Here is a 21,200-nt window from a genome sequence, read left to right as displayed (position 1 = left end):
TGGTGCGGCTGGTCCCTTTGGCGTTTTCTGGGGCAACCACTGAACGTCATCCTCGGGCTTGACCCGAGGACACTTCACTTGACCGCGGTAAGTACAGAGCCCTCGGGGCAAGCCCGAGGGTGGCGATCTTCTGGATGGGTCGCCTGCGCTGCTACCAAGCCCAGTCCGCAAGCAGAGCCAGCGTCAGCGCAATCCCCACATAGTGATTGTTCTTGAACCGCACGAGCGGGTTCTCAACCACGTCGGCGTCAAGCGTATAGACCTGCCAGGCCAGCAGCGCCGCCGGCACCAGCATCAGCGCGACGGCGATAAATCCGCCTCCCGCCGACAGCGCCGCCATCAGCCACAAGATCACCGCCCCGACATAAAGCGCCGAGACCGCCGGCTTCACATTGGCACCGAACAGCCGCGCCGTGGATTTGACGCCAACCAGCGCATCATCCTCGACATCCTGCAGCGCATAGATCGTGTCATAGCCGATCACCCACAGGATGGTGCCAAGATAGAGCAGGATCGGCGGCCAGGAGAGCCCACCGGTTTCGCTGGTCCAGCCGATCAGCGCGCCATAGGAAAAGGCGAGGCCGAGGAAAAACTGCGGCCACCAGGTGATCCGCTTCATGAACGGATAGATCGCCACCAGCACCAGCGAAGCAACGCCCGCCCAGACCGTAAAGCGATTGAACTGGAAGAGAATGATCGCCCCAAGCAGCGCTTGGGCAACCAAAAAAGCCAGTGCCTGTTGCGAAGTCACCTGCCCCGAGGGAATGGGCCGCAGCCGCGTGCGCGCCACCTTCATGTCGATGTCGCGGTCAACGATGTCGTTAAAGGTACACCCCGCGCCCCGCATCAGCACGGCGCCGATGAACATGAGAATGACCGAGACCCAGCCAAAGCCGCGTTCCGGAATTTCCACCGCCGCCAGCGCCAGACCCCAGGCACAGGGCCAGAACAGCAGCCAGAAGCCGATCGGCCGATCCCAGCGCGCCAGTCGCGCATAGGGTTTCAGCCAATCGGGCGCATGGCGATCGACCCAATTGTCCCTTTGGGCGTCAGCAACGGGTGCGGAATGAATATCGGACATGGTGCCATGACCTCGCGGTTCGACTCACCAGAGGTCTACTCCAATCGCTTGAGACAAAGTAGACCTGATGCCAAGCCCATCCAAAGAGGAGGGCGCGGCACGCTGCCGCGTCCCAAGAAAAATGCCTCGTAGCCACGCCAGCCTGCCCCGCCTTTTCGTTGATGCCGATCTCGCCAAGGGCGGCGAAGTCGCACTCAACAAGGACCAATCGCTCTATCTCGCCGCCGTGCTGCGCAAGAGCGTCGGCGATGAAGTGGTGCTCTTCAACGGCCGCGATGGCGCCTGGCTCTGCCGGCTGACCAGCGATTCGAAAAAATCCGTCACGCTCACCGTCGTCGCAGAAGTCGCGCCCCAGACCGAAAAACCCGACCTCTGGTATGGTTTTGCCCCGCTCAAGAACGAACGTCTCGACTATGTGATCCAGAAGGCCGTCGAAATGGGCGCCGGCACGATCCAACCAGTGATGACCCAATATACTCAGGTCCATCGCCTCAAGACCGAGCGCCTCCACGCCAATGCCGTGGAAGCCGCCGAGCAGTGCGAAGTGCTCTCCGTTCCCACGATTGCCGATGAAATCACCCTTGAGCGCCTGCTCTCCGATTGGCCCACGACCCACGAAAACCGAAAGCTGATTTTTGCTGACGAAGGCGAAGCCTCATCTTCGCCGGTCGAAGCGCTCTCCGCCCTCAAAGGCCAAAAAATCGGCCTCCTCATCGGCCCCGAAGGCGGATTTTCCGATGCGGAGCGCGAAAAACTCCGCTCGCTTCCCTTCGTCGTCCCCATCAGCCTCGGCCCGCGTATCCTGCGCGCCGACACCGCCGCGGTTGCTGCAATGGCCGTCATTCAAGCTATCATCGGTGATTGGCGATAAAAGCCGATTGCATTCCGGCTTGCGCTCGTTATGGTGCCGGCCCAATTTAGACCTCACCCTTTAGACGAGGATCACATGGCCGGCGCCGACACTGCTTCGCCTCTGATTGAATCGCGCGCAGACCTGATCGAAGCGATGGAACGCGGTAGCAAACCCGCTTCCGAATGGCGAATCGGCACCGAGCACGAAAAACACGTCTTCCACACCGATCCCCTGCGCCCCGTCGCCTATGAGGGCGAAAACGGCATTCGTGCCCTCCTCAACGGGATCGAGAAGGAAACCGGCTGGCATCCTTTCTACGATGGCGAAAACCCCATCGGCCTTCGCAACAATGAAGTTGCCGGCGGCATTTCGCTCGAACCCGGCGGCCAGTTTGAACTTTCCGGCGCGCCGATGGAAACGCTCCATGGCACGGCCGATGAAATGGCCGAGCACATGCGCGTCGCCAAAAAGGTCGCCGCCCCGCTCGATATTCATTTCCTTGGCCTCGGGGTAACCCCGCTCTGGGCGGTCAATGAAATCGAAGTCATGCCCAAGTCGCGCTATGGCATCATGACGCCCTATATGGACAAGGTCGGCACGCTCGGTACCTCGATGATGTACCGTTCCTGCACCGTCCAGACCAATCTTGATTTCTCCGACGAAGCCGACATGGTCAAGAAACTGCGCGTCAGCCTGGCGCTGCAGCCCATCGCCACCGCGCTCTTTGCCAATTCGCCCTTCGCCGATGGCCGCGACACCGGCTATCTCAGCTTCCGCAGCCATATCTGGCTCAACACCGACAATGCCCGCACCGGCATGCTGCCCTTTGCCTTCGAAGAAGGCTTTGGCTTCGAGCAATATGCCGACCACGCCCTCGACGTGCCGATGTATTTTGTCATTCGCAACGGCCAGTACGTGAACGTCGCCGGCGAAAGCTTCCGCGCCTTTTTGAAGGGTGAGCTTCCCCAACTGCCCGGTGAAAAGCCCACGGTGAAAGATTGGGAGGACCATCTCTCCACCCTGTTCCCTGAAGTGCGCCTAAAACAGTTCCTCGAAATGCGCGGCGCCGATATGGGCGATGAAGCCCATGTCACTGCCCTTTCCGCCTTCTGGACCGGCCTTCTCTATGATGAAGTCTCGCTTGAAGCTGCCTGGGAACTGACGCGCAACTGGACGCAGGAAGATCGCGATTATCTCCGCCGCGAAGTCCCGCGCCTCGGCCTCACGACGCCCTTCGACCGCTCGAGCATCTTTGATGCTGCCGCCCAGGCCGTCGGCATTGCCGAAGCCGGCCTCGTGCGCCGCAATCGCCTTAATGCCAAGGGCCAGGACGAGACCATCCACCTCGCCTGCCTCGAAGAGACGGTGCGCACCGGAAAATCCCAGGCCGGTCGCTGGCTCGACAAATTCCGCAACGAGTGGAACGGCGATGTGACGCCGATCTTCAAAGAAGCCGAGATGTAGGTCTCGCCTACCAGCTTTTTCTTGCCCTTCCCGTCACTCTCGTGCATCACGCCCGCAACACGGCATGGAGGCACGAGATGCGGGTTCTGGTCATCGGTTCGGGTGGGCGCGAGCATGCCCTCGCATGGAAAATCGCCCAGTCGCCGCAGCTGACCAAGCTCTTCGTCATGCCCGGCAATGGCGGCACTGAAGCCATTGCCGAGAACCTGCCGGTCGACATCACCGACCACGCCGCCGTCATCTCTGCCGCCAAGGCCCAAAACATCGACTTCGTCGTCGTCGGCCCCGATGCGCAGGTCGTTGCCGGTCTCGGCGATGATCTCAGAGCTGCCGGATTCACCTGCTTCTGCCCGTCGAAGGCCGCCGGCCAGCTCGAAGGCTCAAAGAGCTTCACCAAGGCCCTCTGCGACGAATTCGATATCCCCACCGCCGGCTACGCGCGCTTCGAGGATGAAGCCTCGGCCCTTGGCTATATCTACACCCAGGGCGCGCCGATCGTGATCAAGGCCGATGGCCTTGCCGCCGGCAAGGGCGTCACCGTCGCCATGAGCGTCGAAGAGGCCGAAGAGGCCATCATCGACTGCTTCTCCGGCGCCTTTGGCGCTTCCGGCGCCGCTGTCGTCATCGAGGAATTCATGGAAGGCGAAGAAGTCAGCCTCTTCGTCCTCTGCGATGGCGAAACCCTGCTTCCCCTCACCACCGCCCAGGACCACAAGCGCGCCTTCGACGGCGATACCGGCCCCAATACCGGCGGCATGGGCGCCTATTCCCCCGCCCCCGTCATGACCCGCGAACAGTACGAGTTCGCGATGCAGTACATCGTCGAACCCACCGCCCGGGGCCTTGCCAAACGCGGCACGCCCTATCAGGGCGTTCTCTATGCCGGCCTCATGCTCACCGAGGATGGTCCAAAACTCGTCGAATACAATGCGCGCTTCGGCGATCCCGAGACGCAGGTGATGATGATGCGCATGGAAAGCGACCTGCTGCCCCTCCTCCATGCCACCGCGACCGGCACCCTTGGGGGTCATGATGTGATCTGGAAAGACGCCTATGCGTTGACGGTTATCATGGCGACCAAGGGTTATCCGGGTGACTATGGCAAAGGCAGCGAGATCAACGGCGCCGACGGCCTCGATACGGATGATTTGACCGTGTTCCACGCCGGAACGAAGCGCGACGGGGGCCGTTTACTCGCCAATGGTGGGCGCGTGCTCAATATCACGGCGCTCGGTAATTCGGTGAGAGAGGCACAGAACCGTGCTTATCGAGGCGTTGACGCAGTGGATTGGCCAGAAGGCTTCTCCCGAAGAGATATCGGCTGGCGTGAAATCGCCAGGGAACAGACCTGAACCTTTCCTCAATCTTGCGGGCCTACACTCCCGTCGGACCGTCTTCGACGAGACGCCGCCGGATCGCAAGCTGACCCCGCTGCAAATGCGAGGCAAGGTGCTGGTGGACCGGCTGCGCTCCAAGGGAAGGGAGCGAAGCGGAATGAGCATTGCATCTGGCCCCAAGATCGGCGTTGCCCTGGGCGGCGGGTCCGCCCGTGGCCTCACCCATATCCCCTATATCGAGGCGATGGACGAGCTCGGCATCAGGCCCTCGGTCATCTCAGGCACGTCCATCGGCGCGCTGATCGGTTCCGGCTGGGCCGCCGGCATGACCGGCAAGGAACTGCGCGAACATTCCTTTGAAGTGCTGGGCACCCTGCGCACCATCGCGACCAAACTCTGGTCGACCCAGATCAAGGGCCTCGGCGGATTGCTGCGCAACGGCATCTCCATGCAGCTCGACGCTACCCATATCGTCGATGCCTTCACGCCGCCGAACTTCCCCAACGACTTCAGCGATCTCAAGATTCCGCTCTATGTCGTGGCAACCGACTTCCAGTCCTGGCACCAGGTCGTCTTCAATTCGGGCCCCCTCCGCCCCGCCATTGCCGGCTCCATCTCTATGCCGAGCATTTTCAAGCCGATCGTCCACAACGGCCACATCCTGGTCGATGGTGCCGTGGTCAATCCGCTGCCCCTTGACCAGGCCGATATCGGCACGGACTTCCTCATCGGCATCGACGTCAATGGCGACCCATCTGTGGGCATCAACAAGACTGACCATCGCCCGCTCGACATCTGGTTCGGCTCGGCGCAGATCATGATGCATTCGCTGATCGCCCATTCCATGGCCGCCTATCCGCCCGATATCTATATCCGGCCCCATGTCGCCAATTTCGGCGCCATGGAATTCTGGCGGGTGCGCGAAATCATCACCCATGTGGAATCGGAAAAAGACCGCTTCAAGCATATGCTGACGCGCAAGATCGAAGACTATATCCAGAACAAGGTCGAGCCGATCCAGAGCAATCAGCGCTAGGCTAGCTTCGCAGCTTGCGGAAGAAGTCCACCAGCATGGCCTCGGCGCGCGAGGCCGAAACCCCGCCGATCACCTCGGGCTTGTGGTGGCAGGTCGGCTGGTCGAACAGCCGGACCCCGTTCTCCACCGCCCCGGCTTTGATATCCTCGGCCGCGAAATAGACCCGGCGCAGGCGGGTATGGGCTATGGCCCCCGCGCACATGGCGCAGGGTTCGAGCGTCACATAGAGATCGCAGCCATCAAGCCGTCCGGTGCCGCGCACTTTCAACGCCTCGCGAATGGCCAGCATTTCCGCATGAGCCGTCGGGTCACCCAGGGCCTGCATCTGATTGCGCGTCGCGGCAAGCACGCGCTCACCCTCCATCACCACCGCGCCAACAGGTGCCTCGCCAAGCGCCGCCGCCTCTTGGGCAAGGCGCAGCGCGAGATCCATGGGGGCGAGGGATTGGGTCATTGCCGTGTCCTAAACGGGCAATGCGTGAGCGGCAAGAGGTCAGGCACTGCGACGCCGTCCGGCCAGAACGATAGCAACAGCAATGCCGCCAAGAATGACCGCCGAGGCGATGAGCAAACGCGGCGTCAGAGCCTCGCCGATAAAGACCACCGCGCCAAAACCGGCAATGACCGGAACGCTCAATTGCACCACCGCGGCGCGGGTCCGGCTCAGGTGCGGCAGGGCCGCGTACCAGATGGCATAGCCGAGGCCGGAAGCGAGGGCGCCCGAGGCCACAGCCAGGATTACCCCCTCAAGGCGCGGCGCCCCGGTCCACACGCCCACAATGATCAACAGCACGGCCAGCGGCAGGCAGCGGATAAAGTTGCCCGCTGTATCGGAGAGCGGCTGGCTCGAACCGCGCCCCAGGAGCGAATAACCGGCCCAGCACAATCCCGCCAGGATCATGAGCGCAGCGCCCAGCGGGTGCGGCGCGGCAAGGCCCGGCGACACCAGATAGACAAAGGCACCCGCTGCCGCCAGTAGGCCGATCCATTCAAGAGGCGCAGGCCGATCGCCGGCCGAGACGGCCCGCGCCACCATGCCGATCTGTACGCTGGCAAACAGGATCAGTGCCCCCATGCTGGCCCCGAGCAGGTTGTAGGCGAAGGAAAAGCAGATGGCGTAGCCAAAGAGCGCAGCCGATTGTGTCCAAGTACCGGTCAACTGCACCAACACTCGCGGCGAGCCATTTCTGAACCAGAGCAGCACGCCAAGAACCATGGCCCCAGATGCCAGCCTCACGCCGGTAAAACCCGCCGCGTCAATGGCCGGCGAGGCGAGCGCCAGGCGCGCCAATACGGAATTGGCCGCAAAGGCCACCAGAGCCAGAACTGTCAGCATGATGATGCGCATGGATATCCTCTACCTCAGGATAGGCGATAAACCGCAACGCCTCATCGCTTCGGCGCGATGCCGTCGAGCAGGAAGTCGAGACCCCTACGGAACGTGCCGTCCCAATCGTCATCGAGCAGTAGACGCGAGTGCTCGATCGAGGGGTAGAGAGCACCCAGTTCCGCCAAACGCTGCTGGGAGGCAGCCCGATCCTCGTCCGAAGGCCCAAAGCCGGCCCGCGTCACCGTCGCCCCCATCACATAGTTCCACAGCGACCAGATGGCGGCATTTACGTCAGCATCCGATACGCCACCAGCCGAGAGGCATTTGCTCAGCCGCTCAAGGCGCACAAGAATGTTCGGACCAAGCGCCCGGCGCGGCAGCAACGATGCCGACCAGGGGTGACGCAGCATGGTGGCGCGCCAGTCCTCCAGCACATGCACGACATCGCCCCGCCAATCCTGCAGCGCCGTCGGACCGCGATATTCGAGCACACTATCGAGCGCCAGGTCGAACACGTCCTCCTTGTTCTGGACGTGCCAGTAAAGACTCATGACGCCTGACCCCAACGCCTCGGCCAGTCCCCGCATGGTCAGGCCATTGAGGCCGTTCGCATCCAGCATGCCCACGGCCGTCGCAGCGATCCGCTCACGCGTCAGCCCCGGTTCATTCCCCTGCGCTTCCGCCCCCTGCCCCTGCGCGCGCTTGCCGCGCCGACCGCTTGCCTTGTCTGCCATCCACGTCCCCGTTTCCGCTCAATTCTGACCACCAGGACAAGCCTTGTCCATTGCCGGCGATTGACTCGTACAACGTACGATGCAATAAATTCGTACACCGTACGAGTCTTGCCTAGAGACATTCGCAGCAAAGTTCAATCGTGTCGGAAACCGGCCGCGCGCCGCGATCCGCAAGGCCACGAGGACATCATGCCAAACGCCATCACGCGTCTCATCATCGGAGGAACCATCATCATGACTGCAGCATTTGCCGCACCGGCCAACGCGGCCGAGAACAAGCTGACCATCGTCAACCCGCCCAATCTCGGCGACCCCTCGCCCAATGGCTACAGCACGGCAGTGATCGTGGCGCCCAATGCCCGCATCGCCTATATTTCCGGCCAGGGCGGCCAGGACAGCACTGGCGGCCTCTCGCCCGATTTCGCCACCCAGGTCAAACAGGCCTATGCCAATCTCGGCGCCGCGCTTGAGGGGATCGGCGCCAGCCCCGATCAGGTCGCCAAGCTCACCGTCTATGTCGTCGACCACGATATGTCCAAGCTCGGCGTGCTGACCCAGAACGTCATGGAAATGTTCGGTGCCAACCTGCCGGCGCAGACCCTGGTGCCCGTGCCGAAACTGGCCATCGACCCCATGCTGTTCGAGGTCGAGGCGGTGGTCGTGCTCGATTAGGTCGACCCGTCTGGGCACAAATGCCATTCCGGGTCGGAAAGCGGCGCGGCCTCCCCTATATTGTGGGCAAGGAGAATCGCCTTGCCCATTCGCCAGCTGCCCGAAGACCTGATCAACCGCATCGCCGCCGGCGAAGTGGTCGAGCGCCCCGCCAGCGTCGTCAAGGAACTGGTCGAGAATTCCATCGATGCCGGCGCCCGTCGCATCACCATCGCCACGGCCAATGGCGGCATGGATCTCATCCGCATCACCGATGACGGCCACGGCATGGACCAGAACGACCTGATGCTTTCGGTCGAGCGCCACGCCACCTCCAAACTCAGCGAAGACGATCTCGACGATATCCGCACCCTCGGCTTCCGCGGCGAAGCCTTGGCCTCCATCGGCTCGGTCTCCCGCCTCTCCGTCGCCTCCCGCCCGGCCGATGCCGAAACCGGCCTTGCCGTCGTCGTCGACAATGGCCGCCGCACCGGCCCCATGCCGCAGGCAATGAACCGCGGCACAACAATCGAGATGCGCGATCTCTTCGCGCAGGTCCCCGCCCGCCGCAAATTCCTCAAAAGCGCCCGCTCGGAAACAGCCGCGATCACCGATGTGGTCAAGCGCCTCGCCATGGCCAATCCCGAAATCCACTTCATCCTCGAAGGCTCGGACCGGATGATGTCGAATTGGCCGGCGATCACGGGCGAAGGCGCGCTCGCTGCCCGCCTCGGCCAGGTCATGGGCGCCGATTTCGTCGATAATGCCGTGCCCCTCGCCATGGCGCGCCACGGCGTCGTCGTCGCCGGCATGGCGGGTCTTCCGACCTATACCCGCGCCAATTCTCTGTCGCAGTTCTACTTCGTCAACGGCCGCTCGGTCCGCGACAAGGTGCTGGTCGGCGCCATCCGCGCAGCCTATGCCGACTATGTCTTCCGCGACCGCTTCCCGGTCGTCGCCCTCTACGTCGCCATCGATCCCGCCGAAGTCGACGTAAACGTGCACCCGGCCAAGGCCGAACTGCGCTTCCAGGACCAGGGCGCCATTCGCGGTGCCGTCATCCGCGCCATTGGCGTCGCCCTCGCCGCCGCCGGCTTCAAGGCCTCCAACAGCGTCGCCGAAGATATCCTCGGCGCCTTCACCGCCCCCGAAATGGCCCCGGCTTCCGAGCCCATCGGCTATACGCCCACTTTGGCCCCGCCGCGCCCGACGAGCTACGGCTACGCGCCAAGCACTGCCCCGCTCAATCTCGACCGCTCTCCCGGCCGGTTCAGCGGCTTCACCGAGCCCAGCGCCCGCGTCGAAGCCGTTCCGGAAACACCCGAGATCGTCGACTATCCCCTCGGCACCGCCCGCGCCCAGATGTTCGACAATTACATCATCGCCCAGAGCGACAAGGGCCTGCTGCTGGTCGATCAGCACGCTGCCCATGAGCGTCTCGTCTATGAGCGCTTCAAGGCCCAGCTCACCTCCGGCCCCGTCGCGAGCCAGGCCCAGCTCATCCCGATCATTGTCGAGCTGCCCGAGGAAGACTGCACGCTCCTCGAAGAAGCGGCGCCGGAACTTGAAAAATTCGGGCTCTATCTCGACCGCTTCGGCCCCCGCGCCATTGCCGTGCGCGAAACCCCGGCGATCCTGGGCAATAGCGACGTGGACAGCCTCATTCGCGATCTCGCCGATGGGCTCGCCGAATGGGAAAGCGCCGCGGCGCTGACCGATCGCATGGAAGCCATTATCGGCCGCATGGCCTGCCACGGCTCCGTCCGCTCCGGCCGACGCCTGCGCGTCGACGAAATGAACGCCCTCCTCCGCGACATGGAAGCGACGCCCCATTCCGGCCAGTGCATCCACGGCCGCCCGACCTATGTCGAACTGAAAAAGGGCGACATCGAGCGCCTCTTCGGGAGAAGCCGATGACCTCCGGCATCCACCACGTCACCCTCATAACCGGTGACGTGCAGGCCAATGTCGATTTCTATGTCGGCTTTCTCGGCCTCCGCCTCGTCAAGCGCACCGGCGGCTATGAAGACGCGCGCCAGCTGCACCTCTTCTACGGCGACTACGCAGCTTCTCCCGGCTCGCTCATCACCTTCCTCGTCTGGCAGGGCGGCTCATCGGGCCAGGCCGGTGCCGGCCAGGTCAGCGAACTCTCCCTCGCCATCCCCCAAGGCTCCATCGGCTATTGGCTAGAACGCGCCCTGACCCATCAGGTCAAGGTCGAGGGCACAGCGCAGGAATTCGGCGAAACCGTCCTCCGCCTCCGCGATCCCGATGGCGTGGTGATAAAACTCGTCAGCGCCAACCTGCCCACGCTGACCATGCCTGAAACCGACATTCCCGCCGAACACGCGATCCGTCGCATTCGCGGCGTCACCCTGCTTTCGGAAGTGCAGGAAGAAACCACCGCCTTCCTCACCCGCAACTTTGGCTTCCGCGCTGGCCCCGTCGAAGGCCCGATCCAGCGCTTGGTTTCCGATGTCGGCGATGTCCTCGACATCCGCGACGCCGCCGGCTTCTGGCCCGGTGTCCCCGGCACCGGCACAGCCGACCACGTCGCCGTCCGCGCCAAGGATGAGGCCGAAGTCGAAGCCGTCGAGCGTGAATTGCGCAAGCTCAATTCGAGCATGACCAATCTCCACGACCGGCAATATTTCACCTCGCTCTATGTGCGCGAGCCCGGCAATGTGTTGATCGAAATGGCCAGCGACGGCCCCGGCTTCACGCTCGACGAGACGCTCGAAAAGCTCGGCCACACGCTGTTCATGCCGCCCGACACGCCCGATCCCGAGGCAGTAAAGGTCATGCTGCCCCAGTTCGGCCTGCCCGGCGAAGAGCGCGTCGTCTATCGCGACCTCATCTACAAGCACCGCTTCTTCACGCCCGAAAGCCCGGACGGCACCACCATTGCCCTCCTCCACGGCACCGGCGGCAATGAAACCGACCTGATGCCGCTTGCCCACCGCGCCGCGCCAAACGCGACGCTGCTCGGCATGCGCGGCCGCAGCACCGAAAGCGGCGTGCAGCGCTGGTTCCGCAGTTTTGGGCCGTCGATCTTCGACCAGAAGGACATCCGTTTCGAATCCGGCGCCCTCGAAGCCTTTTTCGGCGAGATTCGCACCGCCTATCAGCTAGAGCCGGAAAAGCTCGTCGCTCTGGGCTATTCCAACGGCGCCAATCTCCTCGCCGCCGCCTTGCTCCTGCATCCCGGCTTCGTCCGCCGCGCCGTGCTCATCCGCCCGGCCATGGTGCTCGACGAAGTCCCGCAAACCGACCTTTCCGGCACCAGCGTCCTCATCCTCCTCGGCGAAACCGACGCCTTCCGCGGTCAGGGCGAAAAGCTCGCCGAAGCCATGCGCGCCAATGGCGCAACGGTGACTGTCCGCGTGCTCGCTGCCGGCCACGGGCTCGGCGCAGAGGATGCGCCTGCCATTGCCGAATGGCTCCGGGATCAGGCGGCCTTGGGCCCCACATAGCGCGATTGCGGGCGGATCAGCCGCCCGTTCGCCACCTGCTCATGCGCATGGGCCAGCCAGCCGCCGACGCGGCCCGCGGCAAAAACGCCGGTAAAGGCATCGCGCGGAAAGCCCAGCGCTTCCAGCAGCAAGGCGGTGAAGAATTCCACATTGGTATCGAGCGCCCGGTCCGGCTTCTTGAGCCGCAGCAGCGCCAGTGCCTCGCGCTCCACCGCCTCGGCGAGTTTCACCCGCTCCGCATCCATATCGCCTGCCGCGCCCAATCGCGTCAGCGCGCCCTTCAGCGCATCGGCCCGCGGATCGCGCACGCGATAGATGCGGTGGCCAAAGCCCATTAGCCGTTCGCCGCGTGCCAGTTCGCCCGTCAGCCAGGACTGCGCCCGCTCCGGCGTCCCCACAGCATCGAGCATATCGAGCACCGGCCCCGGCGCTCCGCCATGCAGCGGTCCCTTCAGCGCCCCCAGCGCCGCGAGCACGGCCGAAGTATAGCCGGCCCGTGTCGAAGCCACGACCCGCGCGGCAAAGGTGGACGCATTGAGCCCATGATCGCTCACGGTCACGAGATAGGTATCGAGCGCATCGACCTCCGCCTTGCTCACCGCCTTGCCCTTGAGCATGGCCAGCATATCCGCGGCATGACCCAGCGCCGGATCGGGCGCAATCGCCGCCTGCCCCGCCTTGCGCCGTACCAAAGCCGGCACGAACACGGCCGGAGCCGCCACGAGCAACAGCGCTGTATCGGCGTCTTCCCTATCGGGCAGCCGCGCCATCAGCGCCCGCAGCCCCTCGGTGATCGAGAGCGCCAGAATGGCCTCGTCGAGCCAGGCGACCTCGGCAAAGGCACGCAGTCGCGCCATGCCCAGCCGGGTTTTGAGCGCCGCGCCACGCGGCAGCACTTCGCCCGCAAGCAGCGCCAGAACCTCCTCATAGGATTTGGACCCGGCCAGTTCGTCGAGCCTGTATCCGCAGATCACCAGCCGGCCATTGGCGCCATCGACTTCCGACAGCGTGGTTTCAGCGGCAATGACATCATCCAGTCCAGACATGTTGCGTCTCCTTCGTCTTTACCGCTAGATTGGCCACATCAAGATTGACGTCAATCTTGATGCAATTGATCAATGTGAGACGCCATGAGCTGGATATCCGCGGAAGCCGCCCTTGCCCTTCTCGGCACCAAGCCGCAGACGCTCTATGCCAATGTCAGCCGCGGTCGCATTGCCGCCCGTCCCGATCCGGAAGACCCGCGCCGCAGCCTCTATCGGCAGGACGATGTCGAACGCCTCGCCGCCCGCCAGAAGGGCCGCCGCCCGGCGACGACAGTGGCCGCGGAAAGCATCGCCTGGGGTGAACCGGTTCTCTCCACCGCTATTTCTACTGTTGCCAATGGCCACTTTTACATCCGGGGGCAGGACGCGGCGGAGCTTGCCAAGACGGCGACGCTCGAAGACATGGCAAAACTGCTTTGGAGCACATCCGCTCCGGTCGATTTCGGCACCATGACGACAACAGGCGCCGATACCGGCCTCATCGCCGCCTATCGGCAAGTGGCGGAACTCGCTGCCACCCAGATGCCGCCCTCGGGCCGGGCGCGCAGTGTCCTCATCAAGGATTCTACGCTTGTCGTGTCCCTCGTCGCCTCCGCCATTACCGGCGCTCGCACCGGCCCCGTCCACGAACGCTTAGCCGCCCAATGGCAACGCCCCGAAGCTGCCAACGCCCTGCGCTGCGCCCTCGTCCTCTTGGCCGAGCATGAACTGAATGCTTCCACATTTGCAGCCCGCGTCACCGCTTCCACCGGCGCCCCGCTGGCCGCCTCCGTGCTCGCTGGCCTTGCCGCCCTTTCCGGGCCCCTGCACGGCACAGCCAGCCTCAGCATGGGCGCCCTCGTGCGCGACGCAAAGCGCTACGGTGTCGAAACCGCCATCTCCAGCCTATTGCGACAGGGCCGCCCCCTGCCCTGTTTCGGACACCGGCTCTATCCCGACCACGACGTACGCGCGCCGGCCCTGATGGCGACCTTCGCCGTTCCCGCGCTTTTTGCAGAATTGGCCGAAACCGGCGAAAGGCTCAGCGGCGAAAAGCCGAATATCGACTTCGCCCTCTCCGCCCTCGTCGCTGCGCATGACCTGCCCGACGATGCGCCGCTGCAGATTTTTGCCCTGGCGCGCTGCGTCGGCTGGCTCGCCCATGCGCTGGAGCAAATTGAAACGGGCGCGCTGATCAGGCCGCGCGCCCGCTATGTCGGCGACTTGCCTAGTTGAAAACGCTCGCGCCGCGATCAGCGACACCCACCAGGCTCCGGAACCCGGCAAAGAGTTCGCGGCCCATACCATAGTGCGAGGGGCGCAGGTCTTCGCTGGCCGGAGTACGCGAGAAGAATTCCTTCTCGTCGCCAAGGAAGGTCAACGTGCCTTCATTGGCATCGAGCCGGATCATGTCGCCATCGCGGATCTTGCTGATGGGGCCGCCATCGTTGGCTTCCGGCGTCATGTGGATCGCCGCCGGCACCTTTCCGGAAGCACCCGACATGCGGCCATCGGTGAGAAGCGCCACCTTGAAACCGCGATCCTGCATGATGCCGAGCGACGGCGTCAGCTTGTGCAGTTCCGGCATGCCGATGGCCTTGGGACCGGAGAAACGCACCACGGCAATGAAATCGCCGGTCAGTTCACCCGCCTTGAACGCCGCCTGCAACCCATCCTGGCTATGGAAAACGCGCGCCGGCGCTTCCACTACGCGATGCTCAGGCTTCACCGCCGACACTTTGATCACGGAGCGGCCGAGATTGCCGGTGAGCAGCTTTAGCCCGCCCGTCGTCTGGAACGGCGTCTTGGTGCTGGTCAGCACTTTCGGCAGCGCGCTTTCGGCGGGGGCCGGTTCAAACGCCAACTTGTCTTCGATCAGCTTGGCTTCAACCGTGTAATTATGCAGCCCATTGCCCCAGACCGTTTTCACATCATCATGCAGATAACCGTCATCGAGCAGTTCGCGCATCAAAAAGCCCATGCCGCCGGCCGCGTGGAAATGGTTCACGTCGGCTACGCCATTGGGATAGACGCGGGCGAGGAGCGGGGTCGCATCGCTGAGGTCGCTCATGTCGTCCCAGGTCACCTGCAGGCCGGCCGCGGCCGCCATGGCGATCAGGTGCATGGTGTGGTTGGTCGAGCCGCCCGTGGCATGAAGGCCGACGAGACCATTCACAAAGGCCTTCTCGTCCATGATGTGGCCGATGGGCGTATAGTCGTTGCCCTGCGCAGTCAGCGACAGCGCGCGCTTGGTTGCCTCGCGGGTCAGTGCGTCGCGCAGCGGGGTACCGGGATTGACGAAGCTGGCGCCCGGCAGGTGCAGGCCCATGATTTCCATGAGCATCTGGTTCGAATTGGCCGTGCCGTAGAACGTGCACGTACCGGCCGAGTGATAGGACTTGCTTTCGGCTTCGAGGAGTTCGGCGCGACCAACCTTGCCCTCGGCATAGAGCTGGCGGATCTTGCTCTTTTCGTCGTTCGGCAGGCCCGAGGGCATGGGCCCGGCGGGGATGAACACGGCCGGCAGGTGGCCAAAGCTCAGCGCACCGATGACCAGACCAGGCACGATCTTGTCGCAGATACCAAGATAAACGGCCGCATCGAACATGTTGTGCGAGAGCGCAATGGCCGTCGCCATGGCGATCACATCGCGCGAAAACAGGCTCAGGTCCATGCCCGGCATGCCCTGGGTCACGCCATCGCACATGGCCGGAACGCCACCCGCCACCTGTGCCGTCGCGCCGATCTCGCGCGCCGCCTGTTTGATGATGTCAGGATAGAACTGATAGGGCTGATGGGCGCTCAGCATGTCGTTGTAGCTGGTGACGATGCCGAGATTGAGCGTCTTGTTGCCGGCGAGCGCCGCCTTTTCCGAAGGCGTGCAGGCGGCAAAGCCATGGGCGAGATTGCCACAGGAGAGCGTCGATCGATAAACGCCGGCTTCGCGCGCGGCGTCGAGGCGATTGAGATAGTCGCGGCGCGTGTCGCGGCTGCGGGCCGCAATGCGGTCGGTCACGTCCTGGATTGCCTGGCGGACGGTCATGGTTCTACGCTCCTATAGGGCAAGGGCGCGCCAAAGGGGGGCCGCTGGCGCGGTATTCCTTGCAACGATGACTGGTGCGTTCAACGGCCAGGGCGGTCGATTGGGGACCGCCCCAGGGGTTTTACGGACACCAGTAAACAGCTAGCGGCGCATCCGAGCGCAGCACGGCGCGAATGGGCATGTCCTCGACGGGACCATCGCCCAGCGCCTTGTCCAGCACCGCGGCCTTTTCGTCGCCTTCGATGTGGAGATAGAGGCCGTCGGTCTCGATCAGACGCGGCAGCGTAAAGGTAATGCGTGGCTCGCCCGCGCCTGGGGCGCGAATGGCAAGGGTCGGGCCCTGCGATTTCAGCGCCTCATTGAGCGTATCGCCGCCCGGAAAAAAGCTCGCCGTATGCCCGTCATTGCCCATGCCGAGGATCACCGCCGCAAAGGGTTTTGGCAGCGTCGAGACCAGCGCATTGGTCTTGGCCACCTGTTCCGCGGTGGGTTCGTCGCCACCCGAATAGAGCGGGAAGAAGCGGGCCACGGCCGCGGGACCCTGCAGCATCTTCTCGTTGACCAGCAGCGCATTGGAGCGATCGCTGGTCTCGTCGACCCAGCGCTCGTCGACGAGGGTGACAACGACCTTAGTCCAGTCGATATCCCGCATCTTGCCGAGCGCCATGAAGAACTTGCCGGGCGTCGAACCGCCGCTTACCGCAATGGCAGCCTCGCCGCGCTCCGCAATGGCATTGCGGATACGGTCGGCAATGGCCTCGGCCAATTCCTTGGCGAGGGTCGGCTTGTCGGCAAAGCTGCGGCGGTCGATGCTCACGAGAGGGGACCCTCATACCAGGAGCGGCCATCTCGCTCGATCAGGGCCACGGCGCCGCTCGGGCCCCAGGTGCCGGCGGTATAGCTCTGCGGCGGTTCGCTCGAACGGTCCCAGGCTTCACGGATCGGGTCGACCCACATCCAGGCCGCTTCCAGCTCGTCGCGACGCATGAACAGCGTCTGGCTGCCGCGCACCACGTCCATCAGCAGGCGCTCATAGGCTTCCGGCGTACGCTCGTTGAAAGCCTGGGCAAAGGAGAGGTTCAGCGCCACTTCGCGCAGGCGCATGCCGCCCGGACCCGGATCCTTGTTCATCAGCATGAGCTTGACGCCCTCGTCGGGCTGCAGGCGGATGATGAGCTTGTTCGGCCGCGGCGCGCCTTCGGCATGGTCGAAGATCGAGTGCGGAATGGGCTTGAACTGGATGCAGATTTCCGAGACGCGCTCGGCCATGCGCTTGCCCGTACGCAGGTAGAACGGCACGCCGGACCAGCGCCAGTTTTCGATTTCAGCCTTCAGCGCCACAAAGGTTTCGGTGCGGCTGCCCTTCTTTTCCTCGGGCAGTTCGTCCTGATAGCCGGCGACCGACACGGTTTCCGACTTCACGCCGCGATACTGGCCGCGCACCGTGTTTTTGGCCACGTCGCCATTGGTGATGCGGCGCAGAGCACGCAGGACCTTGAGCTTTTCGTCGCGCAGCGCATTGGCGTCGTCGCTGGCGGGCGGCTCCATGGCCACAAGGCACAGCAGCTGCAGCATGTGGTTCTGGATCATGTCGCGCAGAGCGCCGGATTCGTCATAGTAGCCGCGCGTACCGGCGCCGACGCTTTCAGCGACGGTCAGCTGCACGTGGTCGATATGGGCCGAGTTCCAGACTGGCTCGAAGAGCGTATTGGCAAAGCGCAGCGCGAGCAGGTTCTGCACCGTCTCTTTGCCGAGATAGTGGTCGATGCGGTAGACCTGATCTTCCTGGAAAATTTTCGACACGCCATCATTGATCGCGATGGACGATTCAAGATCGTGGCCCAGCGGCTTTTCGATCACGACGCGGGCATCACGGCGATAAAGCTTCTTGGCGTCGAGATATTCGGCGATGGGCTCGAAGAGGTCGGGCGCCACTGCAAGGTAGAAAGCGCGGACAATCGCGGGATCATCGCGCAGCGCTGCGCCCAGATCACCCGATTCCTCAGGCTTGCTGGCATCGACCGGCACATAGGTGAATATCTTGATGAAGCGGTCGATCACCGCCTGATCCTGATATTCCTTCTCGACGAACTGCTGGATGGCCTCGCGCGCCGTCTTCTGGAAATCGGCCTCGGTGAGTTTCGAGCGCGACGCGCCGATGATGCGGCTGTTCTCGTCGAACTGGCCGTCCTTGAAACGGTGGTAGAGCGCCGGAATGAGCTTGCGCTTGGTCAGGTCGCCGGTGGCGCCGAACACCACATAGTCGAAAGCGGGGACAGGAATGATGCGGCTGGACACGAGGCGTAGTCCCTAGTTTGAGGCGAAGTTTTGCTTGGCGAGAATAACAGCGCCATGCAGGGGTTCGAATTGCGGCAGGGCGACAAAATTGCCGTAGCGCTCGGTCAGCCGCGGGAACAGCCGCTGGCCGAGACCGCCGACAATGGCCATCACCTCGGCGCCGTGGCTTTTGAACCAGCGCACATAGGTGTCGATATAGCCCATCTGCACGTCGAGCAGTTTGAGCGCCACCGGGTCGTTCTGCTCGAGATAGTCGAACCAGAGCGGCATCAGCTTGCCATACTCGCCCGGCGCCCGGCCGATCAGCGCGTCGTCGCACCCTTCCGAGCCATCGTCGCTCAAGAGCTTCAGGTCCATGGCCGTCGCAAACGACCAGGTCATGATGCCCTGATTGTCGCCACCGAGCGCATTTGCCACCGCCTTGGTCAGCGGCGAGCCTTCGGCAAGGCCATCTTCGGCCTCGACGGTGTAGCGAGCCAGTTCACGACCGAGGATGGCGCCCGACATCTGGTCGCCGATGTGAAAGCCCCAGCCGCCGGCCTGATAGCGCGTGCCACCAACGATCGACATGGCCGCCGAACCGGTGCCGATGATGACCACACCACCCTCGCCCCCACCCAGGGCACCGGCATGGGCAATGTCGATGTCGTCATAGACTTTTACGCCCGCAAAGGGCCAGGGCCGCGCGGCAAACTCGGCGCGGGCCGTATCCATGCGACCGCCCGCCATGCCGAAGCAGGCATAGGTATTGGCGGTTTCGGCGAAATCGACGCCGGCCGCCTTAAACACATCGCGGGTGCCGTCGCTGATCGCCTTATAGGCGGGATCGCCGGCATCGATCTGCAGATTGGAACGGCCGTTCTTCACTTCGGCCAGCGTCACCAGATTCTCGTCGGCCAAACGCACGCGGCAATTGGTGCCACCGCCGTCGACGCCAAGATAATATCGGGGCACGCAGTCTCTCCATAAGGGGGATGGGCTACGGGAATCGCCGGATTGGACCTTGCCCTACCCGACGCAGAGCCACACCCTAAGGTGTCGTTTCGGCGCGGACCATAATGCGAAAGAAGCTAAGACGAAAGTAGCATATCGGACAAAATCGACCAGCCAAGGCCAGGTTTCGCATGGCAGGTTCACGCAAATGCGCTTGAGGCTGGAACGCCTTGGCCCGCCGATGGGTTTTATCGCCACAGCGACGGCTTTCGGAGGATGAAAATCCATGCGCCACGCACTGGTTCTGGGCGGCGCGCGCTCAGGCAAGACCGCCTTTGGCGAACGGCTCGCCCTCCATTCGGGCAAGAGACCCCTTTATCTGGCCATGACCAAGGCCCTGGACGGGGATATGCGCGAGCGCGTCGAAAGCCACCGCACCGGCCGGACCGGCCGTTTTGCCACCCGTGAAGAGCCGCTTCTGCTCTCCCGCGCGCTTATCGAAGCCGGTCAGGAACACGATGCCGTACTCGTCGATTGCCTGTCGCTCTGGATCACCAACCTCTTGATGGCCAACGAAGACGTCGCCACCGCGGTCGGCGAGCTTTGTGCCACGCTGATGGAATTCCACGAGGCCAAGGTGATCCTCATCAGCCACGAGGTCGGCCTCGGCATCGAGCCCGAAAATGCCATGACCCGCACATTTCGCGATCTTGCCGGCTCCGCCCACCAGCGCCTGGCCGAAGTGTGCGACGACGTCTATTTCGTCGCCGCCGGCCTGCCGCTGACCATGAAGGGCGCGGCGCCGACTTAAGGCACCTGGCGGAAGAGTCTGCGCAATCAAGGGCTTGCCCGGGCGCCGCTCAGATACAAATGCTTCTGAAAATCACTCGCAAATACAACAACTTGCGAGACTCCACCATTACCGCTATGGCGGGTGACAATCCATTCCGGAGCTCCCCATGGCCATCACCGATCGCACACTCGCCATTGCCGTGGCCAGTCTGGGCATAGGCCTTGCCGTGCTGGGCCTGAAATTTCTCGCCTGGTATCTGACCGGTTCGATCGCGCTTTATTCCGATGCGCTCGAATCGATCGTCAATGTGGTGACCTCCATCGCCGCGCTGATCGCCGTGCGGCTGGCGCAGCGCCCTGCCGATGCCGCGCTGCAATATGGCTATCACAAGGCCGAATATTTCTCGGCCGTGCTTGTCGGCGTCATGATCATCGTCGCCGCCATCCTCATCCTGCGCGAAGCCTATTTCGGCTTCATTGCCCCCGAACTGCCCGAGGCCGGCGTCCAGGGTATTGCCGTCAGCGTCGTCGCAACCATCATCAATCTGGTCTGGGCCATTGTCCTGCGGCGCCATGGCCACCGCGTCCGCTCGCCCGCCCTTGAGGCCGACGCCAAGCACCTGATGACCGACGTGGTTTCAACGTTTGGCGTTCTCGTCGGCCTTGCGCTTGTCTACGCCACCGGCCTTGCCATTCTCGACTCGGTGCTCGCGGCGCTCGTCGCGCTCAACATCCTCTGGTCCGGTTGGGCTGTGATCCGCGAGAGCGTCGGCGGCCTGATGGACGTCGCCCTGCCGCCCGAAACGCAAAAAACCATCCGCGAGGTGATTTCACAGAATGCCGACGGCGCCATCGAGGCGCACGACATTCGCACCCGCCAGGCCGGCAAGCTGACCTTTATCGACTTTCACCTCGTCGTTCCTGGCGCCATGACCGTCGAAGCCGCCCACACCATCTGCGATTGCATCGAAGCGAAACTGCGCGAGGCAGTGAAGGACGTGCAGATCACCATCCATGTCGAGCCGGAGAACAAGGCCAAGCATGCCGGGATCGTGGTGGTTTAGCGCCGCTCGCCTTGCTCGGTTTCTAGTCCCGGGTGACAATCGCGTTTTGGGGAAGCGGCGGCAAACGATTGGGTCGTTGCCCCTTG

Annotated in this window: 19 protein-coding genes; 10 read left to right on the top strand and 9 right to left on the bottom strand. The window is 63.5% G+C overall.

Going from position 1 to position 21,200, the window contains the following annotated elements:
* Positions 1 to 151 precede the first annotated feature (151 nt).
* Entirely contained in the window at positions 152 to 1,081 is a 930-nt protein-coding gene (gene ubiA, locus ACSQ2A_RS01305) for a 4-hydroxybenzoate octaprenyltransferase (RefSeq protein WP_436070769.1), read from the bottom strand.
* Between the two features lie 121 nt (positions 1,082 to 1,202).
* Here ubiA and ACSQ2A_RS01300 point away from each other — a divergent pair, with 121 nt between their 5' ends.
* From ACSQ2A_RS01300 to ACSQ2A_RS01285, 4 genes are all read left to right on the top strand, one after another.
* A complete protein-coding gene (locus ACSQ2A_RS01300; RefSeq protein ID WP_436070768.1) occupies positions 1,203 to 1,952 on the top strand; it encodes a 16S rRNA (uracil(1498)-N(3))-methyltransferase in 750 nt (249 codons plus the stop codon).
* Between the two features lie 75 nt (positions 1,953 to 2,027).
* Entirely contained in the window at positions 2,028 to 3,398 is a 1,371-nt protein-coding gene (locus ACSQ2A_RS01295; RefSeq protein ID WP_436070767.1) for a glutamate--cysteine ligase, read from the top strand.
* A gap of 77 nt (positions 3,399 to 3,475) precedes the next feature.
* Complete coding sequence (gene purD / locus ACSQ2A_RS01290; protein ID WP_436070766.1) at positions 3,476 to 4,750, top strand: phosphoribosylamine--glycine ligase; 1,275 nt, start codon at positions 3,476 to 3,478, stop codon at positions 4,748 to 4,750.
* A 142-nt stretch (positions 4,751 to 4,892) separates the two neighbouring features.
* Complete coding sequence (locus ACSQ2A_RS01285; RefSeq protein WP_295410729.1) at positions 4,893 to 5,771, top strand: patatin-like phospholipase family protein; 879 nt, start codon at positions 4,893 to 4,895, stop codon at positions 5,769 to 5,771.
* A 1-nt stretch (position 5,772) separates the two neighbouring features.
* On the opposite strand, the gene ACSQ2A_RS01280 is transcribed toward ACSQ2A_RS01285, so the two are convergent.
* Genes ACSQ2A_RS01280 through ACSQ2A_RS01270 form a run of 3 tightly spaced genes read right to left on the bottom strand, consistent with a single transcriptional unit; the run spans position 5,773 to position 7,835 of the window.
* Positions 5,773 to 6,225: a nucleoside deaminase gene (locus tag ACSQ2A_RS01280; protein ID WP_295410727.1), complete on the bottom strand. Its 453-nt coding sequence runs from the start codon at positions 6,223 to 6,225 to the stop codon at positions 5,773 to 5,775.
* A gap of 39 nt (positions 6,226 to 6,264) precedes the next feature.
* Positions 6,265 to 7,119 (bottom strand): DMT family transporter, encoded by an 855-nt coding sequence (locus ACSQ2A_RS01275; RefSeq protein WP_436070765.1) that lies wholly within the window; start codon positions 7,117 to 7,119, stop codon positions 6,265 to 6,267.
* 41 nt (positions 7,120 to 7,160) lie between these two features.
* A complete protein-coding gene (locus ACSQ2A_RS01270) occupies positions 7,161 to 7,835 on the bottom strand; it encodes a TetR/AcrR family transcriptional regulator (protein WP_436070764.1) in 675 nt (224 codons plus the stop codon).
* A gap of 189 nt (positions 7,836 to 8,024) precedes the next feature.
* Here ACSQ2A_RS01270 and ACSQ2A_RS01265 point away from each other — a divergent pair, with 189 nt between their 5' ends.
* The 3 genes from ACSQ2A_RS01265 (at position 8,025) to ACSQ2A_RS01255 (ending at position 11,959) form a co-directional block, all read left to right on the top strand.
* Complete coding sequence (locus ACSQ2A_RS01265; protein ID WP_436070763.1) at positions 8,025 to 8,507, top strand: RidA family protein; 483 nt, start codon at positions 8,025 to 8,027, stop codon at positions 8,505 to 8,507.
* A gap of 81 nt (positions 8,508 to 8,588) precedes the next feature.
* Positions 8,589 to 10,403 carry a DNA mismatch repair endonuclease MutL gene (gene mutL, locus ACSQ2A_RS01260; RefSeq protein ID WP_436070762.1) on the top strand — a complete coding sequence of 605 codons (1,815 nt, stop codon included), beginning with the start codon at positions 8,589 to 8,591 and terminating at the stop codon, positions 10,401 to 10,403.
* Entirely contained in the window at positions 10,400 to 11,959 is a 1,560-nt protein-coding gene (locus ACSQ2A_RS01255) for a VOC family protein (protein ID WP_436070761.1), read from the top strand. The genes mutL and ACSQ2A_RS01255 overlap by 4 nt, the downstream gene beginning before the upstream one ends.
* On the opposite strand, the gene ACSQ2A_RS01250 is transcribed toward ACSQ2A_RS01255, so the two are convergent.
* A complete protein-coding gene (locus tag ACSQ2A_RS01250; protein WP_436070760.1) occupies positions 11,935 to 13,005 on the bottom strand; it encodes a citrate synthase/methylcitrate synthase in 1,071 nt (356 codons plus the stop codon). The genes ACSQ2A_RS01255 and ACSQ2A_RS01250 overlap by 25 nt on opposite strands.
* A gap of 84 nt (positions 13,006 to 13,089) precedes the next feature.
* Here ACSQ2A_RS01250 and ACSQ2A_RS01245 point away from each other — a divergent pair, with 84 nt between their 5' ends.
* Positions 13,090 to 14,220, top strand: coding sequence for a citrate synthase (locus tag ACSQ2A_RS01245; protein ID WP_436070759.1), 1,131 nt, complete (start codon positions 13,090 to 13,092; stop codon positions 14,218 to 14,220).
* On the opposite strand, the gene edd is transcribed toward ACSQ2A_RS01245, so the two are convergent.
* The 4 genes from edd to ACSQ2A_RS01225 all read right to left on the bottom strand — a co-directional run bounded on the left by edd (position 14,213) and on the right by ACSQ2A_RS01225 (position 19,279).
* On the bottom strand, positions 14,213 to 16,027 hold the full coding sequence (gene edd / locus ACSQ2A_RS01240; protein ID WP_295410712.1) for a phosphogluconate dehydratase: 1,815 nt from the start codon (positions 16,025 to 16,027) through the stop codon (positions 14,213 to 14,215). The genes ACSQ2A_RS01245 and edd overlap by 8 nt on opposite strands.
* Before the next feature lie 121 nt (positions 16,028 to 16,148).
* Positions 16,149 to 16,844 carry a 6-phosphogluconolactonase gene (gene pgl, locus ACSQ2A_RS01235; protein ID WP_436070758.1) on the bottom strand — a complete coding sequence of 232 codons (696 nt, stop codon included), beginning with the start codon at positions 16,842 to 16,844 and terminating at the stop codon, positions 16,149 to 16,151.
* Positions 16,841 to 18,325, bottom strand: coding sequence for a glucose-6-phosphate dehydrogenase (gene zwf, locus ACSQ2A_RS01230; RefSeq protein ID WP_436070757.1), 1,485 nt, complete (start codon positions 18,323 to 18,325; stop codon positions 16,841 to 16,843). Before zwf ends, pgl begins: the two co-directional genes overlap by 4 nt.
* A gap of 12 nt (positions 18,326 to 18,337) precedes the next feature.
* Positions 18,338 to 19,279 carry a BadF/BadG/BcrA/BcrD ATPase family protein gene (locus ACSQ2A_RS01225; protein ID WP_436070756.1) on the bottom strand — a complete coding sequence of 314 codons (942 nt, stop codon included), beginning with the start codon at positions 19,277 to 19,279 and terminating at the stop codon, positions 18,338 to 18,340.
* 265 nt (positions 19,280 to 19,544) lie between these two features.
* Here ACSQ2A_RS01225 and cobU point away from each other — a divergent pair, with 265 nt between their 5' ends.
* Positions 19,545 to 20,069, top strand: a complete 525-nt coding sequence (gene cobU, locus ACSQ2A_RS01220) for a bifunctional adenosylcobinamide kinase/adenosylcobinamide-phosphate guanylyltransferase (RefSeq protein WP_436070755.1) — start codon at positions 19,545 to 19,547, stop codon at positions 20,067 to 20,069.
* 148 nt (positions 20,070 to 20,217) lie between these two features.
* The gene (locus ACSQ2A_RS01215) at positions 20,218 to 21,114 is read left to right on the top strand and encodes a cation diffusion facilitator family transporter (RefSeq protein ID WP_436070754.1); all 897 of its coding nucleotides are present in this window, start codon (positions 20,218 to 20,220) and stop codon (positions 21,112 to 21,114) included.
* Positions 21,115 to 21,200 lie beyond the last annotated feature (86 nt).

Origin of the sequence: Devosia sp. LjRoot3, assembly GCF_964252865.1 — a bacterium.
Taxonomy (GTDB): Bacteria; Pseudomonadota; Alphaproteobacteria; order Rhizobiales; family Devosiaceae; genus Devosia.
The sequence above is the reverse complement of the archived record's forward strand: the minus strand, read 5'-3'. Positions and strand labels throughout refer to the sequence as shown.